Genomic DNA, 17,588 nt, shown 5'->3' with positions numbered 1-17,588 from the left:
CCTCCGTGTTTCTCAACGAGTTCTCTCACGATCAGCGCAGCGCGTTCCTCGTGCTCGCCCGCCAGATCATCGACGCAGACGACCGGCTGACGCTCCCCGAAGTGGAGAGCCTGGACCGTCTCTACGCGGAATCCGGCTTGGCGGCGGAGCACGCCGACGCTCCCAACGCGGCGGGGGACCTCAACTTCCTGTACCCCACGGAGCGCTCGCGCGCGGTCGTCCTCGTCGAGCTCTTGCTCGTGGCGTTCTCGGACGGACAGCTCCACCCCCGCGAGGAGAGCGCGATCCAGCGCGTCGCCGCGCGGCTCCAGATCGATCAGGGGACGTGGTCCAACATCTTGGACTGGTCGCACCGGTACGCGCGCCTCGCGGCCGAGGCGAAGTCGTTTGGGCGCGAGAAGCAGCCGGCCTTGGACGAGTAGCCTCGCGGCCTCCCGAAAGGCTCTGTGGATTGCCGTCGAGGGCAGGGGCGGTGGCGCGTCGGTAGCTTCGGCGGCTGCATCGTAACACACGCCTTCCCCTCATCTCATGTCCGACATTCGGTTCGGAACCGACGGCTGGCGCGCCGTCATTGGAGACGCCTTCACGCTAGAAAACCTCACCCGCGTTGCCCTCGGCACCGCGAAGTGGCTCCACTCCCAGTCCGACGCTCCCAGCGTCGTTATCGGGTACGACACTCGGTTTCTGGGCGCTGATTTCTCCCGTCACGTCGCGCGCATTTTCGCGACGGAGGGCATCCGCGTCCGCCTCGCGGATTCGTTCGTCACCACGCCCGCAGTCAGCTGGGCCACGCAAGAGGAAGGCCACACGGCGGGCATCGTTATCACCGCGAGCCACAACCCGCCGGAGTACAGCGGTTTCAAGATCAAGGCCTCCTTTGGCGGCCCCGCGACGCCCGACATGATCCGCGCCGTTGAGGCCGAGATCCCGGCCTCTGGCGAGACGTACGAAGCCTCGGCGTACGACGATTTCGTAGCCAGCGGCCTCATCGAGACCTTCGACCTCCGCGGCGGATACGTAGACCTCCTCCGCCAGAGGCTGGACCTGGAAGCCATCAAAGAGGCTGGCGTCCGCGTCGCGTACGACGCGATGTACGGCGCCGGTCAGGGCATCGTCGCCGAGCTCCTCGGCACGCCTCGAACGGTCGAGCTGCATCACGACGTGAACCCGGGGATGCACGGCCAGGCGCCCGAGCCCATCGAGCGCAACCTCGCTGAGCTGATGGAGGCCGTGCCCGCGCAGAACTGCACGATGGGCCTCGCGACCGACGGCGACGCCGACCGGATCGGGCTCGTGGACGAGGAGGGCGTGTACGTGGACTCCCACAAGATTCTGGCGTTGCTGGTGAAGTACCTGCACCAGGAAAAGGGGATGAGCGGCTCCGTTGTCAAAACGTTCTCCACCACGGACATGCTCGCCAAGATGGGGAAGGCGTATCGGCTCGATGTGGACACGACTCCCATCGGGTTCAAGTACATCGCGCCTAAAATCGTCGAGGGGGACGTGCTGGTCGGTGGCGAGGAGTCGGGCGGGATCGCCGTCAAGGGCCACGTCCCAGAGCGCGACGGCCTCTTTATCGGCCTCACGGTTTTGGAGATGATCGTCAAGCGCGAGCGCGCGCTTTCCGGCTTGGTCCGCGAGCTCATGGACGAGTTCGGCCCGCATTACCAAGCCCGCTCCGATCTCCACACCACGCCCGAACGCAAGGAGGCCGTACTCGCGGAGCTGAGCACTAAGGGGCTCCCCCAAGTGGACGGCGCCGACGTGGTCTCGACCGAGGATCTGGACGGCTTCAAGTTCCGCACCGACAGCGGCTGGCTCATGTTCAGGCCTTCGGGGACAGAGCCCGTCCTTCGGATCTACTCCGAGGCCGAGTCGCAGGAGAAGGCGGAGGCGATGGTGGCCTCTGGCGTCGCGTTCGTGGAAAACGGATAGCGACGGTCTGCATCTGGTTGAGAGCCTCTGGCGCCGCCGTTGCGCCAGAGGCTCTCGTGTGGAAGTGCCGTCCGCCAGAGGCCAACCGGTCGGGGAGAGGGAACGGCGACGGGCCGCCGGGCATCCAAGAGGAGCGACACGCAGGGAGGAGGTTAACGGTGTTAATCTCCCTCCGTTCGATCACGTCTCACTCTCTGACCCCTCCCGATGGAAACCCTCACCGCACCGACCACGAACGGCCAGGCCGCCTCTGGCGGGCCCGTCAAGCCGTTCCGCACCGCCGCCGTCCTCGGCGCGGGCGTCATGGGCAGCCAGATCGCCGCTCACCTCGCCAACGCCGGCTTGCAAGTCACGCTGCTCGACGTCACGCCCGAGTCCATCGGCAGGGAGGGCGCGCCAAACTCCATCGTGGAGGGCGCCTTCAAGGCGGCCACGAAGATGAACCCGGCGCCGTTCTTCACGCCAGAGGCCCAGAAGCGCGTCACGCTCGGCAACTTCGACGACGACTTCGAGCGCATCGCCGACGCCGACTGGATCATCGAGGTCGTGGTCGAGCGCATGGACATCAAGCGCGACGTCATGAAGCGGATCGAGGAGCACGCCTCTGGCGACGCCGTGATCTCGACCAACACGAGCGGCCTGCCCATCGGCGAGATCGCCGAGGGCCGCAGCGACGATTTCAAGAGCCGCTTTATCGGCACGCACTTTTTCAACCCGCCGCGCTACCTCAAGCTCTTCGAGGTGATCCCGACGGAGGACACGTCGCCAGAGGTCACGCATCGCGTGAGTGAGTTCGCGCGCGTCCACCTCGGCAAGGGCGTCGTCGTCGCGAAGGACACGCCGAACTTTATCGGCAACCGGATCGGCGTCTACGGCATGATGCAGGCGCTCCGCGAGTTCGAGAGCGGCCGGTTCACGATTGAGGAGATCGACCAGCTGACGGGCACTCTGATCGGCCACGCCAAGAGCGCCACGTTCCGCACGGCGGACGTTGTCGGACTGGACACGCTCAACCACGTCGCGAGCAACCTTTACGAGGCCGTCCCGGACGACGAGAGCCGCGACGCTTTCCAGGTGCCGGACGTCCTCTCGCGCCTTGTCGAGCTCAAGCAGACCGGCGCGAAGGCGAAGGCTGGCTTCTACAAGAAGGAGGGCAAGAGCATCCTCTCCATCGATCCCGAAACGATGGAGTACCGCGAGGCGCCGGAGAGCGACCTCGACATCAAGGCGTTTAAGAAGGCCGGCGATCTGCCCGCTCGCCTCCAGGCGCTCTGGGCCGACGACGGCCGCGCCGGCGACTTCTTCCGCCGCACCACGCTCGACCTCTCGGGCTACGCGGCTCGCCGCATCCCCGAGATCACCGACTCGCCCGCCGACGCCGACCGCGCCATGCGCTGGGGCTTCGGGTGGGAGATGGGCCCGTTCCAGATCTGGGACGCCCTCGGCGTCGACGCCGTCCGCGACGCGCTCAAGGACTCCGACATTGACGTGCCCGACTGGGTGGCCGACGTTCCCGCCAGCGGCTTCTACCGCGACAGCGAGAGCGGCACGCCAGAGGTCTGGATTCCTGCCTCTGGCGAGTACAAGGCGGACCCGCGTCCAAGCGACGAGTGGGGCCTGACGTACCTCAAGGAGGACAAGAAGAACACGCTCTGGGAGAACGACGAGGCCGCGCTGATCGACATCGGCGATGGCGTCGCGCTGTTCGAGTTCCGCTCCAAGTCCAACTCCCTCGGCCAGCAGGTCATGGAAGGGCTGGTGCAGGCCATCGACAAAGTCGAGAACGACCGCGACCTGCGCGGCATGGTGATCGGCAACGAGGGGTCCAACTTCTCCGTCGGTGCCAACCTCGGCGAGGTCGCGATGGCGCTCGCGATGGGCCAGATCGATCAGTTGGGCCCCTTCCTCGAAGGCTTCCAGGCCGCGATCAAGAAGGTTCGGTACTCCAGCAAGCCCGTCGTGACCACCGTGCATCAGCGCGTGCTGGGTGGCGGTTGCGAGATGACGATGGCGAGCCCCAACCCGGTCGCCTCGGCGGAGACCTACATGGGCCTCGTCGAGCTCGGCGTGGGTCTGATCCCCGCCGGCTGCGGCACGACGTTTATGACGGCTCGCGCTGCTGAGCTCGCCGCCGATAGCGGCCGTCCGAGTGAGGTCCAGCCGTTCCTGCGCCAGCACTTCGAGCAGATCGCGACCGCGAAGGTGGCGACCAGCGCGACGATGGCCCGCGAGATGAACATGCTGGATGACAACGCGACCATCGTGATGAACGACGCGCGCCGCTTCCACGTGGCTCGCGCCAAGGTGATCGCGCTCAGCGAGATGGGCTACCTCCCGCCGGCTGTCCGCAACGCCATCCCCGTTCTCGGCGCCCCCGGGCGCGCGCAGTTCGAGATCGCGCTGCACCAGTTCGAGGCCGGCGGCTACGCCAGCGAGTACGACCACTACCTCGGCAGCAAGCTGGCGTGGATCATGACCGGCGGCGACCTGAGTGCGCCTGCTGAGGTCCACGAAGAGTACCTGTTCGAGCTGGAGCGCGAGGTCTTCCTGTCCCTCCTCGGCGAGGAGAAGACGCAGGCCCGCATCACGAGCATCCTTACGACCAACAAACCGCTTCGGAACTAGAGGGACCCGCCCGATCCCGCCAGAGGCCTCTGGCGGACAGATCCCGCATCCCCGATCCCTCCATCCCTCCTGAAATGCAAATCAACGAAGCTTATATCGTCTCCGCCGTTCGCACGCCTGTCGGCAAAGCGAACCGTGGGGCCCTCCGAAACGTCCGGCCCGAGTACCTCGGCGCCGTGGCCGTCAACGGCGCCCTCGGCGCCTCTGGCGAGATCGATCCTGCCCTTATTGACGACGTCGTGCTCGGCTGCGCCTTCCCCGAAGGACCGCAGGGCATGAACATGGCCCGCGCCATCGTCCAGAAAGCCGGGCTGCCTAACAGCGTCCCCGGCGTGACCGTTAACCGGTTCTGCTCCTCTGGCGTGCAGACCATCGCGCAGGCCTACAACTCCGTCGCGATGGGGCAGGCCGACTGCGTCGTCGCCGGCGGCGTCGAGAGCATGTCGAGCGTGCCCATGGGCGGGTTCTACTTCGCGCCCGATCCCACCCTCGCAACCGACAAGCCCGGCCATTACGCCAGCATGGGCATCACGGCCGAGAACGTGGCCGATCAGTTCAACGTCTCGCGAGAGGATCAGGACGAGTTCGCGTACCACTCCCACCGCAAAGCGCTCGAAGCCATCGAGAGCGGCGTGTTCGAGGACGAGATCGTGCCGGTCGAGGTGACCGAGACGCTCTACGAGGACGGAGAGGCCAAGGAGCACACGTTCACGCATGACACCGACGAAGGCCCTCGCGCGGGCACGAGCGTGGAAGCGCTCAGCAAGCTCCGCCCCGCGTTCAAGATCGGCGGCAGCGTGACGGCCGGAAACTCCTCGCAGATGAACGACGCCGCCGCGGCGACCGTCATCATGAGCAAGAAGATGCTGGATGAGACCGGAGCGACGCCTCTGGCGCGGATGCTGGGCTTCGCTGTCGCCGGCGTTGCGCCCGAGATCATGGGCATCGGCCCGAAAGAGTCCATCCCCAAGGTGCTCAAGCAGGTCGGCCTGAGCGTGGACGACATCGGCCTCTTAGAGCTCAACGAGGCGTTTGCGAGCCAGTCTCTCGCCGTTATCCGCGAGGTGGGTCTTGACCCGGCGCGCGTCAACGTCCACGGCGGTGCCATCGCGCTTGGGCACCCGCTCGGGTGCACCGGCGCTAAGCTCACCGCGACGCTGCTCCACGAGATGCGCCGTCAGAAGGTGCAGTACGGCATCGTGACCATGTGCATCGGTGGCGGCATGGGTGCGAGCGCCGTCTTCGAGAACCTCCAGATGTAGAACGATGGAGGCCTCTGGCGCGGTCGGATTCAGTGAGAGCAACAGCTGCTCGCCATTCTCCGCGCCGCGCCAGAGGCCGGATGCACCGCGCCCCCGCTGACAGCCGTCGGCGGGGGCGCTCTTGTGTTAGCGTCGGCGGCGCTGGCCGGGGCGTTGTTCGTCCCGGCGCAACCTCTCGAGCGCCTCGATTTGTACCGGTGTCAGCTCGGCCTTGATACGCGCGTCGTAGCTCTCGCGGATGGCGCGGATATCGTCGCGGACGTCGGAAACGTCCTGGCCACCACGGCGCAGGTAGACATCCACGAGCGTCTCGATCTCGTCCGCCTGCTCGTTGAGAAGCGCTGCGATGGCGGCCTCTTGCTCGCTTGTGAGCGCCAGAGGCTCCCGGAGCCGGGCAAGCTGGCGCTCCACCAAGGGGTCCGCCGTTTCCGCGCGCTCTGCCCGGATCACATCGTAGGTCTCACGTTGGGAGCGTGTAAGCGTCGCGGCGATGCGGGAGTCCGCTTCCACCTGAGCGCGCTCCATCGCGACGCGGCGCTCCCGGCGCGTGGGCAACGCGCGGGCGGTCCGAAGTGCCGTCGCACGCTCCGATAATGTCTCAGACACCGACTCGCGCTGCTCGTCGTTCAACTCCAGTCTTGCTGCGAGAGAGTCCACGCGCGCTTCGAGCGAGGGGCCCGAGTCCACGTCGCCTCTGGCGCCAGGGGCCGAATCCGGACGGGAGGAACTGCACCCGACGGCGAGAAACAGGCAGGCAAGGGCGAGAAATCGGGGCATCGAGGTGGGATCAAGGGTTCGCCAGGCTACGCACAGAGGCCGCCGCTTCGTGTGGGCGGCTGGCACAGCAGGGGGAGACCGGCTACCGATTCACACAACCTCTGGCGATGAGAGCGCAGCGCGGGTCAGAGAAGCCCTATCTTGGCGCCCCCGGTCGGGTAGCTCAGTTGGTAGAGCACTGCACTGAAAATGCAGGTGTCGGCGGTTCAAGTCCGCCCCCGACCACAAAGCCTCTGGCGCCAGCGTTGTTGCGAAGACACGATGGAGCACGCTCTGAGGCTTTGGCGGAGGGACCACTTAAGCGGTACCTTCGTGCTCCGCCCGAAAGGGAGGATGTTTGGCCCGGTAGTTCAGTTGGTTAGAACGCCTGCCTGTCACGCAGGAGGTCGCGAGTTCAAGTCTCGTCCGGGTCGCAGAACGGCCGCTCTCACACCGAGGGCGGCCGTTTTTGCGTTTGGCCTCTGGCGCCAGAGGCCCACAGTCGCGGGTCGCGATCGTTTAGAAAACGGCGCTCTGGCCCCATGAGAGCTTGGTGCGGACCGTTTTGAAGTAGTCCTCGCCAGGAAGCGTGACCAACCGGACGACGCCAGAGGCTCGCCGGACCCGGATCACGAGGTCCTCCTCCGGCTGCACGATGCCGGAGCGGCCGTCGATGGCGAGGACGTACGGGTGGTCGCGCGTGGTCACGTGGATCTCCAACTCGCACGAGCCCGGAAGCATGATGGGCCGCGCCGTCAGCGTGTGCGGCGCGATGGGCGCGAGCACGATGCCATCGACCTGCGGGGTCACGATGGGACCGCCGACGGAGAGCGCGTACGCCGTTGAGCCCGTAGGCGTGGCGGTGATGAGGCCATCCGCCCAGTAGGTGTTGAGCGCGAGCCCGTCAACAGTCGCCTCAACGGCGATCATGCTGGCCGTGCCGGACTTGTCCACAACGAGATCGTTGAGCGCCCACGGGTACATCCCCTGGAGGCCTCTGGCGTCGCCCTCGATCTCCACGGCGAGCGCGAGACGTTCTTCGACTCCTGTTTCCCCGGCATCCACCTTCTCGATGGCCGCGATGGTCTCGTTGACCTCGACGCGTGCGAGGAACCCGAGGCGGCCCACGTTCACGCCGAGGATCGGCGGCCCGTCCAGGCCTGCCGCGTGCGCGCTACGGAGAAACGTGCCGTCGCCGCCGAACGACAAGAGCACCTCGGCGCCAGAGGCCACGTCGGCCGAGGTGTACTGCGAGCAAAAGGCCTGGTCCACCAGGTCGCGCGACAGTAGCCCGTTTGCAATCTCATCGGTGAGGCAGAAATCGATGTCGCGCTGGTGGAGCCATCGCGTGAGTTCTGCGATGGGCTGCCAGATGCCGTCTTTGTGCGGGTTGCCGGTGATCCCGTACGCCATGCCAAAAGGGGGAGGGGATGGGTACACTCCGCCACCCCCCGCGGAGTTGCGCAGTCAGCGCGGCTCCCGGCGCGTCCCCTCGCCAGAGGCGGAACCCGTAGCTCAGCCTCTGGCGCCCCACCCATGCACATCGCAATCGTCGGAAACGGAATCACAGGCGTGACCGCCTCGCGCGTCGTGCGCCGCCGGCATCCCGACTGGCGCATCACGGTGATCAGCGACGAGGCCCCAACGCACTACGCCCGCACGGCGTGGATGTACGTCTATATGGGCCACCTCACCCGCGAGCACACGCAGCCGTACGCCGAGCACTTCTGGACCGACAACCGCATCGAGCGAGTCCACGACCGCGTGACGCACCTCGACGCCAGAGGCAAAACGCTGAGGCTGCAGAAGGGCGGGCCTCTGGCGTGGGACCGGCTTCTCCTCGCGACGGGCTCGATTCCGGCGTTCTACGGCTGGCCGGGGCAAGACTTAGCGGGCATCCAGGGGCTCTACCACCTCCAAGACCTCGATCGGATGGAGCGCGAGGCGGGGAGCGCCAAGCGCGCCGTTGTCGTCGGCGGGGGGCTGATCGGGGTTGAGATGGCGGAGATGCTCAGGACCCGGGGCACGCACGTCAGCTTTTTGATCCGCGAGGGCCGGTACATGGCTCACGCGATGCCAAAGCGCGAGTCGCGTCTTTTGGAGCACGAGATCGCTCGGCACCACGTCGACCTTCACCTCCGCACCGAGCCCGTCACGTTTCAAGGGAAGGACCGTGTTCAAAGCGTCCGCACGTCGACCGACGTCACCCTTATGGCCGACTGGGTGGGCATCGCGACTGGCGTGCGCCCCAACATCGACTGGCTGAAGGATGCCGGGATCGACACCGCCAGAGGCATTCTGGTGGACCGCCAGATGCGCACGTCTGCGCCCGACGTGTTCGCTGCGGGCGATTGCGCCGAGGCGCGCGAGCCTCTGGCCGGCCGCGCGGCGATCGAGCCGCTGTGGTACACCGGCAGGATCCAAGGCGCTACAGCGGGCATGGGCCTCGCGGGGTCGCCGACCCCATACGCGCCCGGGGTGTTTTTCAACTCGGCGAAGTTCTTCGACATCGAGTGGCAGGTGGTGGGCCGCATCGCGCCGGAGCCCTCGCCGGAGATTGTGGACGCCTACACCGAGGACGAGACGCCACACGGGCCGCGGCTTATCCGTCTCCAAGCTGACACCGCCTCTGGCGCGTTGCTCGGCGTCCACGCGCTCGGCATCCGTCTGCGCCAGTCCGTGATCTCGGACTGGATCGCTAGAGGTGTGTCTTTGGACGACGCCCTCCGCGACCTGCCTCTGGCGAGCTTCGATCCCGAGTTCTCGCGCGCGATCCTCGTTCCCGACCTCTCGCGCCAGTCTCAGCGCATCGCCAACCTCGGCTAAATGTCCGACATCCCGATCTACAACGCCGACGCCGACCGCAGCCTGGGGCTGTTTGACAACCCGGCGTGGCGCGCGAAGTCACTGGAGAAAGCAGGCCTCGCGCTCGTCGCGCTCGCCGTCGTGGCGACCGTCGTGGCGCTCGCGAGCGACCTGGGGCGCCAGAGGCCGGGGCTTTTCGCGTGGCTCGTCTTCGGCGGCTTCGGCGTGGGTGGCGTCGTGTTCGCCCTTGGCGGGCTCCGACGCGCCTCTGGCGTCCGCAACGACGGCAAGATGTTCTCCTCCAACCAGGCACGGGGCGCGGTCGGATGGATCTCAGGTTTGGTCCTGACGGGGCTCTACGTGGTGCTGTACTTCGCGCCAGAGGCCCTCGCGGGGCTGATTCCCCTGGGGGACCCGCTGAGCCGCCTCTTGCGGGATCAACCGGCGACGGTCGCGAACGGGGGGCAGTGGTTCCTTTACTCCACGTTCTACACCCTCGCCGTTGGCGCGATGGGCGTACGCGCCCTCGTGCGCTACAGGCACTCGCGCTACCACGTGGTTCGGACGCTGAGCGTGGTGTTCTTCCAGACGATCCTCGCGTTCGCGCTGCCGTACCTGCTGATGCGACTGCAGCAGCCCGAACTGTTCCTGCACTACACGTGGCCGCTGGACTACGATTTGTTCTTCCCCTGGAAGATGGAGGAGCTTCGCGCCAGCGGCCAACTCGGCGTCGCGATGCTGATTTGGGGCGCGATCCTGATCGCGGTCGTGACGCCCATCCTGACGTTCTACTTCGGCAAGCGGTGGTACTGCTCCTGGGTGTGCGGGTGTGGAGGCCTCGCTGAGACCGCTGGCGACCCATACCGGCACCTTTCGGACACGAGCCTGGGCGCCTGGAAGGTGGAGCGTTGGATGGTCCACGGCGTGCTCGCGGCGATCGTGGTGGGAACGGCCGTGTTGTGGGTGGCGGCGCTTCTCGATGTCGGCTGGCTCGACGCGGTTGCGGGAACGTTCTCGTGGCTGTACGGCCTGATCATCGGGAGCATCTTTGCGGGCGTCGTCGGTGTCGGGTTCTACCCGCTGATGGGGAGCCGCGTGTGGTGCCGCTTCGGCTGCCCGATGGCTGCGGTCCTGGGATTGCAGCAGCGCTTTTTCTCGCGCTTCCGAATCACCACGAATGGCGGTCAGTGCATCTCGTGCGGCAACTGCTCTGCCTACTGCGAGATGGGCATCGACGTGCGGTGGTACGCGCAGCGCGGACAGAACATCGTGCGGGCCTCTTGCGTGGGCTGCGGGATCTGCTCCACCGTCTGCCCACGAGGCGTGCTGAAGCTGGAAAACGGGCCGCGCGGCGACCGGGCTACTGCGGCTCCACTCGGTGCCCCGGCTCTCATCTCCGAACTGTCCATCCTAGACGGAGCGATGGACTAAAAGGGGCCCGGGCCGGGCTTGCATGTGAACAGCCCGAGTCGGAATCTGCGGCGTGCCCTCCTCTCCTCGTATGCGCCTCACTCTCCTCGTCGCCGCTCTGCTGTTTGTCACCCTCTCGGCCTACGCGCCCCACCTGTCGGCGGCCCCCTCGGCGCCAGAGGCGAAGGCGGACTCGACGGAGTGGGAAAACCTTCAGGTCCTCCCTGACTCGCTCTCGCGCGACGAGTTGATCGGCATGATGCGCGGGTACGCGGACGGGCTGGGTGTGAAGTGCGGGTACTGCCACGTTCGCGAGGACGGCGAGTTCGCGTTTGGCTCTGACGCGAAGCCGGAGAAAGAGGTCGCCAGAGGCATGATCCGCATGGTGCGGCAGATCAACACGGAGATCCTCCCCGCGATCGACCGGTCTACCGATGAGGCGGCCGAGCCACAGGTCGACGTGACGTGCTGGACCTGCCACCGTGGAGACGCTAAACCCCGCGCGTTGCCTTCGCCTTCGGAGCCTCAGCGATAGCCCGTAGGGTATAAATCGTTGGCGCCAGAGGCCCCACCGATGGCTCAGCCTCTGGCGTCCGCAGAGATTCCTCCCTACGTTGGCGGTCCATCTCCTGGGCTGTATGTCTACCGACGTTTCCCACCTCGCATCCGGTCAGACCGGCCGCGACTACTACGCCGATCTGTACCAGAACGACTTGGAACGAGAGGCAGAGTGGTTAAGGCGCACGGCGCCACAAAAGGTGGAGGCCGTACGGGAGTTGCTATCGCGGCGATCGCTTAGGCCCGAGACCGTTTTGGAGATAGGGTCGGGGACGGGAGCCGTAATTGGGGCCCTTCGTGAGCGTGGTGTCGGGCGGGATCACTACGCTGTTGACTTCTCGCCAGAGGCCATCGCGGCCTTGCAGCGCGCCGAGCCGGATATCCATGCGGCGGTGGCCGACATCACCGCCTCCCCAGATCCATTTGGGGTTGGCGCGTACGATCTGGGACTTGCGAGCCACGTGATTGAGCACCTGGAAGAGCCAAGGCAGTTCTTGACGGCTCTCCGCTCGGTTCCCATTCAGCATTTCATCGCGGAGGTACCGCTTGAAAACCTGCCGGGTGGAAAGCTCAAAGCCCAGTTCAAGGATCGGTCTACGAATGCCGCCGGGCACGTACAGTTTTTCGACCGCCGCTCATTTGTCGCACTTCTGGAACGCAGCGGGTGGCGGGTCGAAGATGTGGTGACCTATGCGCCGATGCTGGACGCGGACACGTTCGCGTTCGCTCACGGAGCCGCTGGCGCGAAGACTCGCCTTATCAAGCGGCTCACAGAGCAAGCCCTGCCACGTTTCCTCGGAGGTGTGTGGACCTCGCTCTATCACGCGCACTGCGCGGCTCTCTGCACGAAGGCTTGAGCTGCGGCGCGCCCGCCGCTCGCGCCAGAGGCCGGGTACATTCCCGCTCACCTCCACCGCACCCATGCCATCGTCTACTCCTCTGACGCCCGCTCGCGCCGTTGTTCTCTTCGTGGTGTACACCGTCGTGTTCGCCGTCGGCGGCGGTCTCGCGGCGGGCATCATGGCGTTCGTCTTTGAAGCCATCGCGCGGGACGGCTACGATCCCAACGTTTACGCCATCACGTTCGGCGTGACCGGGTTTATCGCGTACCGGCTGGCGCGCCGCGTGGCGGAGGGTTGAGCCTCTGGCGCAAGAGAGCGGGCACGCTCCGCTAGAGGCTGTGTTAGGCGCCGTGAGGTTGGGGGTCTAGGCGGCGTACCGCTGCCCCACCACATGTTCTCCCGCGTTTGGAGTCGCGCCGTGCTCGGCGTCGACGCGCTGCCCATCGAAATCGAGACCCACATCGAGCCCAACCTGCCTCGATGGACCGTGGTGGGGTTGCCCGATGGGGCCGTGCGCGAAAGCCGCGACCGCATTATCGCCGCGCTGACCAACAGCGACCTGCCGCGCCCGCGCGGCGCGATCACGATCAACCTCGCGCCCGCCGACGTGCGCAAAGAAGGCTCGGCCTTCGACCTCCCCATGGCGTTGGGTCTCCTGGCGGCGACGGGACGAAACGGGCCGCTTATCGCGCCAGAGGTGCTGGACGAGATCGTAATCGTAGGCGAGCTGTCGCTAGACGGGTCCGTTCGCCCGGTGCGCGGCGTGCTTCCCATGGCGGCCCACGCGGCGGCCTCTGGCGTCCGCGCGATGGTGGTCCCGAAGGAGAACGCGCCAGAGGCGGCGGTCGTGGAGGGGCTGGAGGTATACGCGGTCGAGTCGCTGCGCGAGGCGTACACGTTCCTCGCGGAGGAGCAGGGGAGAGGCGTCCAGTTTGTCCGGCAAGAGTCTCCGCCCCACGCCAGAGGCGATCGACTGGATGACTTCTCGGACGTGAAAGGTCAGGAAGGCGTCAAGCGCGCCCTTGAGGTGGCGGCAGCTGGCGGGCACAACGCGCTCATGGTGGGGCCTCCGGGATCGGGCAAGACGATGCTGGCGCGGCGGCTTCCCGGCATCCTGCCGCCGCTGACTAACGCCGAGGCGCTGGAGACCACAAAGATTCATTCGGTCGGTGGGATGCTCAATGGACAGGCGCGCTCCGGGTTGGTAACTGAGCGGCCGTTTCGGGCGCCTCACCACACCATCTCGAATGCGGGGCTCTGCGGTGGCGGCTCCAACCCGATGCCGGGCGAGATATCGCTCGCGCATCACGGCGTGCTGTTCTTGGATGAGTTGCCGGAGTTCGAGCGGTCGGTCCTCGAAGTTCTGCGCCAGCCTCTCGAAGAGGGCGCGATCACGATTGCGAGAGCCCGCGCGACGGTCCACTTCCCAGCGCGCTTTATGCTTCTGGCCAGTATGAATCCGTGCCCGTGCGGACACGCTGGCGATCCGCACAAGCCGTGCGTCTGCGCGCCGGGGCAGGTCCAGCGCTACCTCGCAAAGGTGTCGGGTCCGTTATTGGATCGTATCGATCTCCACGTGGAGGTCACGCCGGTCCCGTTCGACGACCTCAACCGCGACCGGCCCGCCGAGCCGAGCACAAACGTCCGCGAGCGCGTCGTCGCGGCGCGCCAGAGGCAGGCGGAGCGCTTTGCGGGCACGTCCGCACACTGCAACGCGCAGATGCCTGCCCGCGACGTACGTCGCTATTGCAAGCCCGACGCGGGCGGCCTGGCGCTTCTCAAAGCCGCCATCGCGCGCCTTGGGCTGTCCGCCCGCGCGCACGACCGTGTCCTCAAGGTCGCCCGCACCATCGCCGATCTCGCCGGGGCCTCTGGCGTGAGCGCCGAGCACGTCGCCGAAGCCGTCCAGTACCGCTCGCTCGATCGGAGCGGGTGGGGAATGGGCTAGCCTCTGGCGCCAGAGGCCAGCTACTCGCCAGAGGTGCCGGAACTGGGGTCCGTGGCGACGGACACGCGCATGTTCAACTCGGCGGCGGCGCCCGCGACGGCGGCCAAGGAGCCGATCTGCGCCTCGGTGTCCGCATAGACCGCGATCGCATCCCGCTCTCCTTTGACGGACGCGAGAAGCGCAGTCAGGCTGTCGGCGGTCGTTGGGATCTCGTCCACAAAGAGGCTTCCGTCCGGCAGGATGGAGACCGCGACGTACTGCGCCTCCAACGGCGTGGCACTCGCCGTATCGGGGAGGTTGACCTCAATCCCGCGCTGCGTCACGAAGGACGACGTGAGCAGGAAAAAGATCAGCAGGAGCAGGACAATGTCGGTCAGCGAGGCGAGGCTGAACGCGGTCAGCGGCTTCCGTCCCGACGAGAAGTTGAGCGGCATAGGTCAGGCCTCTGGCGCCAGAGGCGCAGGTCAGGCGGGAAGGGGCGCGCGGCGGCGTTCGCCCGCAGGCGTCTGCAGGATGTCGAGGAAGTCTGTGGACGCGGTCTCTAGGTCGTTGATGGTCCGGTTGATCCGGCTGACGAGGAAGTTGTAGGCGAACAGGGCAGCCACGCCGACGGCGAGGCCCGCTGCCGTGGTCACGAGCGCTTCCCAGATCCCGCCCGCGAGCAGCGCGGGGTTGACGAGCCCTTCGAAGCGCTGCAGCTGCTGGAACGCGCCGATCATGCCGACCACGGTGCCAAGGAAGCCGAGCATCGGCGCGATAGCAGCCGTGGAGGCGAGGAGGTCCATCCGCTTTTCGAGCTCGTAGGTCTCCCGGCGTCCGGCCTCTTCAACAGCGTCTTTGATCTCGCCGATGGGCCGTCCCACGCGCTCTAGCCCGCGCTGAACGATGCGCGCGGTCGGCGTGTCCTGCGCTCGGCAGAAGCCGATCGCGCCCGAGAGGTCCCCAGCTTCCACGTAGTCGGCGACCGTCCGGGTCAACTTCTCCGGGTTGCCCTTCGCGCGGTTAAGCGCGAGCATCCGCTCGGCGAACAGGAACAGCGCGAGGACGGACAGGATCGCGATGGGGATCATCGTCCACCCGCCCTTCCAGAGGAGGTCCAGGAAGGAAAGCGTCTCGGGTTCAGACGCGACGGCGGCGAGCGTGTCGGCGGGGAGGGAATCCGAGACCGCCGTTTGAAGCGCGAGGTAGAAGGGCATGAGCGCGCCGGGTTAGAGGTCGGCGAGGTTGAGGGTCCAGATGTCGTCGCGGCTCCGGATGTCGGCCGGGAGCCGGTCGCGTACGAGCAGAGCGTTGGCCTGCGTGTCGAATTGCCCGATGGCGACGCGGTACGTCGTCCGGCCGCCCGGCGTGCTTTCGATCACGTTGGAGCGGAAGCCGGCTTGGCGGTACCGTGCGGCCAGACGGTCCGCCTCGGCCAGGTTCGAGATTGACGTGACGACCCACGTGTATCCACGGGCCCCGATCTCGATGCGGCCGCTGCCTGTGAGGCCAGACGCCAGCGCAGGCGGGAGGCCGGCCACACTCGGAGGTTGGATGCTCCCCGTCGACGAGGACGGGGCCGCCTGTGGGCGCGCGGGCGCCGCGTCGCGAGGGGCCGCTGGCGCTACGTCCGCGGTGGCGGCAGGACGGGGCGGGATGAGGTCTTGTTCGATGGCCGGCAAACCCTCGTCCTCTGTCATGGACGCGTTGAGCGCCGCAGCGAGTGAGTCCAATTGCTCGTCGCTCATCATGTCGGCCGAGAGCAAGGAGTCCTCGGTGGCCGAGGCCTCTGGCGCCAGAGGCTCCGGGGCTACAACGGCGGCCGGGGCGGGTGCAACGGGCTCCTCCTCACGAGGCCACAGGAAAAACGCGGCGATCGCGAGGGCAGCGATACCGGCGAGAAGGATCCAGGGCAGCGGGGAGGATGTACGGGCGTCTGCTTCTGCATAGGCGGGCGCCTCTTCGTAGGCGGTCCAACCCTCCTCTCTCTGTGCCGGCGGGAGCTGATCGCTCCGCTTTGCGGTTCCTGACGCGACGCTCGCAGCGGCGTCGGAGCTCCAATCGAGCGACGGCGACGTAGGGGGAAGGAGCGGCTCGGAGACCTTGGGGGGACCCGGAACCGGCACAACCGGCGTGGGAGTGGCTGGAGGGGGCGGAGGAGGTGGGCCTACGTCCGCGTCTGCGTCCGAAATCGGACCGATGTCCGCCGTGAACCAGTTGTCGACAGAATCCGATGAGGCCTCTGGCGTCCCCGCGGGAGCCGCACGGAACAGTGACTCCTCCTCGTCCGAGAGGTCCGGTTCCGGGGCGTCGGGTGCCGGAGAGTCCGCCAGAGGCTGCGCGCCGAGAAGGCCAGAGGCGACGGGAGTGCCGCCGGCCCAGATGCCAGCCAGGAGGTCATCGACGGCAGAATCGGAATCGTCGGGCTCGCCTGCTGCGCTGTCTGGCGGCGCGGCTTCGTCGGATGGTTCGGCCGCGGCCGTGCTGGCGTCTGCTTCTTCTGGAAGCGTGAGCGAGTAGATCTCGTCGTCCACGACGACTTCGTCGCTTTGCGGAGTCGGCTCCGTGTGCTCCGGGTTGGGTTCCGGCTCCAGGTTGGGCTCCGCTCCAGCCTCCGAGCCCGCCTGTACGTCTGCAGCGCCAGAGGCCTCTGGCGTTCCGAACGTGTACGGTTCGTCACCGAGCGGACCCACTTCCACTTCGAAGGGCATCGCCGCTGCAGCGATAGGCGGAGCCGCGCCTGCAGCATCGTGCTCGGGAGCCTCCGAGACCTCGCCTTCCTCTTCGGTTTGTGCAGGTGCGCTCTCCGGAGACGGGACGTCCGTCGATTGGAGGCTCGCGAGAGGAATGGTTTCGGCCTCTGGCGGATCGACCTCGGTAAGATCTGCGGACGGCACGTGTGATGCGTCTGCCTCCTCTGACTCGATCTCTTCGGCCTCTTGCGGAGCGTCGTCGGTCGTGAGGGGCTCTGCTTCGGCGCGTGGCTCGGTTTCTCCGGTGTCGGACTCCGGCTCGTCCGCGTCAGAGGCCTCCGTCCCGGTGCCGACCGTTGTCAAGCCTTCGAAGGAAGCGTTGATCGTCGCCAAGAGCGAGGGGTCCGCGCCGAACAGGATGCCGCGGTCCGTCCGTCGGATAATGCCGACGCCTTCTAGCGGGACGTCCCCACGCGCTGAGAGAAGGGCCTCCACTTGGTCAACGTGCTTCTTGAGCGCCGCACGCCCCTGGGCAACGGGCAGCCCGAGGTTGCGAGCGAGCGCGAGCGCGATGGGATCGGAGTCTTGTACGTCGCCGAGGATCAGCCGGAGAGATTCGCGCGGCGGCTGAAGCGACTTCGAGCCGTCCGGACGCGTCTCTACCCGCGCGGGCAGATGAACGCGCTGGAGGGTCCCGAAACCTGGGAGAGGAGCGGGCTCCTCCGCGAGGAGACGTTCACGGATGGCGGCGGCGAGAGCGGTCAACGAGGCCACG

Annotated in this window: 15 protein-coding genes and 2 tRNA genes; 12 read left to right on the top strand and 5 right to left on the bottom strand. The window is 66.9% G+C overall.

The features are described from left to right. Positions 1-5 precede the first annotated feature (5 nt). The 4 genes from BSZ36_RS07675 (at position 6) to BSZ36_RS07660 (ending at position 5,822) form a co-directional block, all read left to right on the top strand. Positions 6-422, top strand: coding sequence for a TerB family tellurite resistance protein (locus BSZ36_RS07675; RefSeq protein WP_094547563.1), 417 nt, complete (start codon positions 6-8; stop codon positions 420-422). A 106-nt stretch (positions 423-528) separates the two neighbouring features. Continuing rightward, entirely contained in the window at positions 529-1,935 is a 1,407-nt protein-coding gene (locus tag BSZ36_RS07670; protein ID WP_094547560.1) for a phosphoglucomutase/phosphomannomutase family protein, read from the top strand. 207 nt (positions 1,936-2,142) lie between these two features. After that, positions 2,143-4,560 carry a 3-hydroxyacyl-CoA dehydrogenase/enoyl-CoA hydratase family protein gene (locus BSZ36_RS07665; RefSeq protein ID WP_094547558.1) on the top strand — a complete coding sequence of 806 codons (2,418 nt, stop codon included), beginning with the start codon at positions 2,143-2,145 and terminating at the stop codon, positions 4,558-4,560. Between the two features lie 74 nt (positions 4,561-4,634). Beyond that, positions 4,635-5,822 (top strand): acetyl-CoA C-acyltransferase, encoded by a 1,188-nt coding sequence (locus BSZ36_RS07660; protein ID WP_094547556.1) that lies wholly within the window; start codon positions 4,635-4,637, stop codon positions 5,820-5,822. A 126-nt stretch (positions 5,823-5,948) separates the two neighbouring features. Here BSZ36_RS07660 and BSZ36_RS07655 read toward each other — a convergent pair whose 3' ends face one another. Beyond that, positions 5,949-6,599 carry a hypothetical protein gene (locus tag BSZ36_RS07655; protein WP_094547554.1) on the bottom strand — a complete coding sequence of 217 codons (651 nt, stop codon included), beginning with the start codon at positions 6,597-6,599 and terminating at the stop codon, positions 5,949-5,951. Positions 6,600-6,751: 152 nt separating this feature from the next. On the opposite strand from BSZ36_RS07655, the gene BSZ36_RS07650 reads away from it, so the two are divergent. Then, positions 6,752-6,824 (top strand) — tRNA-Phe (locus BSZ36_RS07650). Positions 6,825-6,938: 114 nt separating this feature from the next. Beyond that, positions 6,939-7,012: transfer RNA gene (locus tag BSZ36_RS07645), tRNA-Asp, on the top strand. A gap of 85 nt (positions 7,013-7,097) precedes the next feature. On the opposite strand, the gene BSZ36_RS20150 is transcribed toward BSZ36_RS07645, so the two are convergent. Further along, positions 7,098-7,991, bottom strand: a complete 894-nt coding sequence (locus BSZ36_RS20150) for an NAD(+)/NADH kinase (protein ID WP_094547551.1) — start codon at positions 7,989-7,991, stop codon at positions 7,098-7,100. A gap of 123 nt (positions 7,992-8,114) precedes the next feature. Here BSZ36_RS20150 and BSZ36_RS07635 point away from each other — a divergent pair, with 123 nt between their 5' ends. The 6 genes from BSZ36_RS07635 to BSZ36_RS07610 all read left to right on the top strand — a co-directional run bounded on the left by BSZ36_RS07635 (position 8,115) and on the right by BSZ36_RS07610 (position 14,141). After that, positions 8,115-9,404: an NAD(P)/FAD-dependent oxidoreductase gene (locus BSZ36_RS07635; protein ID WP_094547549.1), complete on the top strand. Its 1,290-nt coding sequence runs from the start codon at positions 8,115-8,117 to the stop codon at positions 9,402-9,404. Further along, the gene (locus BSZ36_RS07630; RefSeq protein WP_094547547.1) at positions 9,405-10,814 is read left to right on the top strand and encodes a 4Fe-4S binding protein; all 1,410 of its coding nucleotides are present in this window, start codon (positions 9,405-9,407) and stop codon (positions 10,812-10,814) included. It begins immediately after the preceding gene. Between the two features lie 70 nt (positions 10,815-10,884). Then, positions 10,885-11,328, top strand: a complete 444-nt coding sequence (locus BSZ36_RS07625; protein ID WP_094547545.1) for a c-type cytochrome — start codon at positions 10,885-10,887, stop codon at positions 11,326-11,328. 103 nt (positions 11,329-11,431) lie between these two features. Next, the gene (locus BSZ36_RS07620) at positions 11,432-12,208 is read left to right on the top strand and encodes a class I SAM-dependent methyltransferase (RefSeq protein WP_094547543.1); all 777 of its coding nucleotides are present in this window, start codon (positions 11,432-11,434) and stop codon (positions 12,206-12,208) included. A 64-nt stretch (positions 12,209-12,272) separates the two neighbouring features. Beyond that, the gene (locus BSZ36_RS07615) at positions 12,273-12,491 is read left to right on the top strand and encodes a hypothetical protein (RefSeq protein WP_094547541.1); all 219 of its coding nucleotides are present in this window, start codon (positions 12,273-12,275) and stop codon (positions 12,489-12,491) included. A 93-nt stretch (positions 12,492-12,584) separates the two neighbouring features. Further along, positions 12,585-14,141, top strand: coding sequence for a YifB family Mg chelatase-like AAA ATPase (locus BSZ36_RS07610; protein ID WP_094547539.1), 1,557 nt, complete (start codon positions 12,585-12,587; stop codon positions 14,139-14,141). 20 nt (positions 14,142-14,161) lie between these two features. Here BSZ36_RS07610 and BSZ36_RS07605 read toward each other — a convergent pair whose 3' ends face one another. Genes BSZ36_RS07605 through BSZ36_RS07595 form a run of 3 tightly spaced genes read right to left on the bottom strand, consistent with a single transcriptional unit; the run spans position 14,162 to position 17,587 of the window. After that, positions 14,162-14,575: an ExbD/TolR family protein gene (locus BSZ36_RS07605; RefSeq protein ID WP_094547537.1), complete on the bottom strand. Its 414-nt coding sequence runs from the start codon at positions 14,573-14,575 to the stop codon at positions 14,162-14,164. A gap of 30 nt (positions 14,576-14,605) precedes the next feature. Then, a complete protein-coding gene (locus BSZ36_RS07600) occupies positions 14,606-15,337 on the bottom strand; it encodes a MotA/TolQ/ExbB proton channel family protein (protein ID WP_094547535.1) in 732 nt (243 codons plus the stop codon). A 12-nt stretch (positions 15,338-15,349) separates the two neighbouring features. Next, a complete protein-coding gene (locus BSZ36_RS07595) occupies positions 15,350-17,587 on the bottom strand; it encodes an SPOR domain-containing protein (RefSeq protein WP_094547533.1) in 2,238 nt (745 codons plus the stop codon). Between the last annotated feature and the right edge of the window lies 1 nt (position 17,588).

Source organism: Rubricoccus marinus, from assembly GCF_002257665.1.
Taxonomy (GTDB): Bacteria; Bacteroidota; Rhodothermia; order Rhodothermales; family Rubricoccaceae; genus Rubricoccus; species Rubricoccus marinus.
This window is presented reverse-complemented; position numbering and strand designations above follow the sequence as displayed.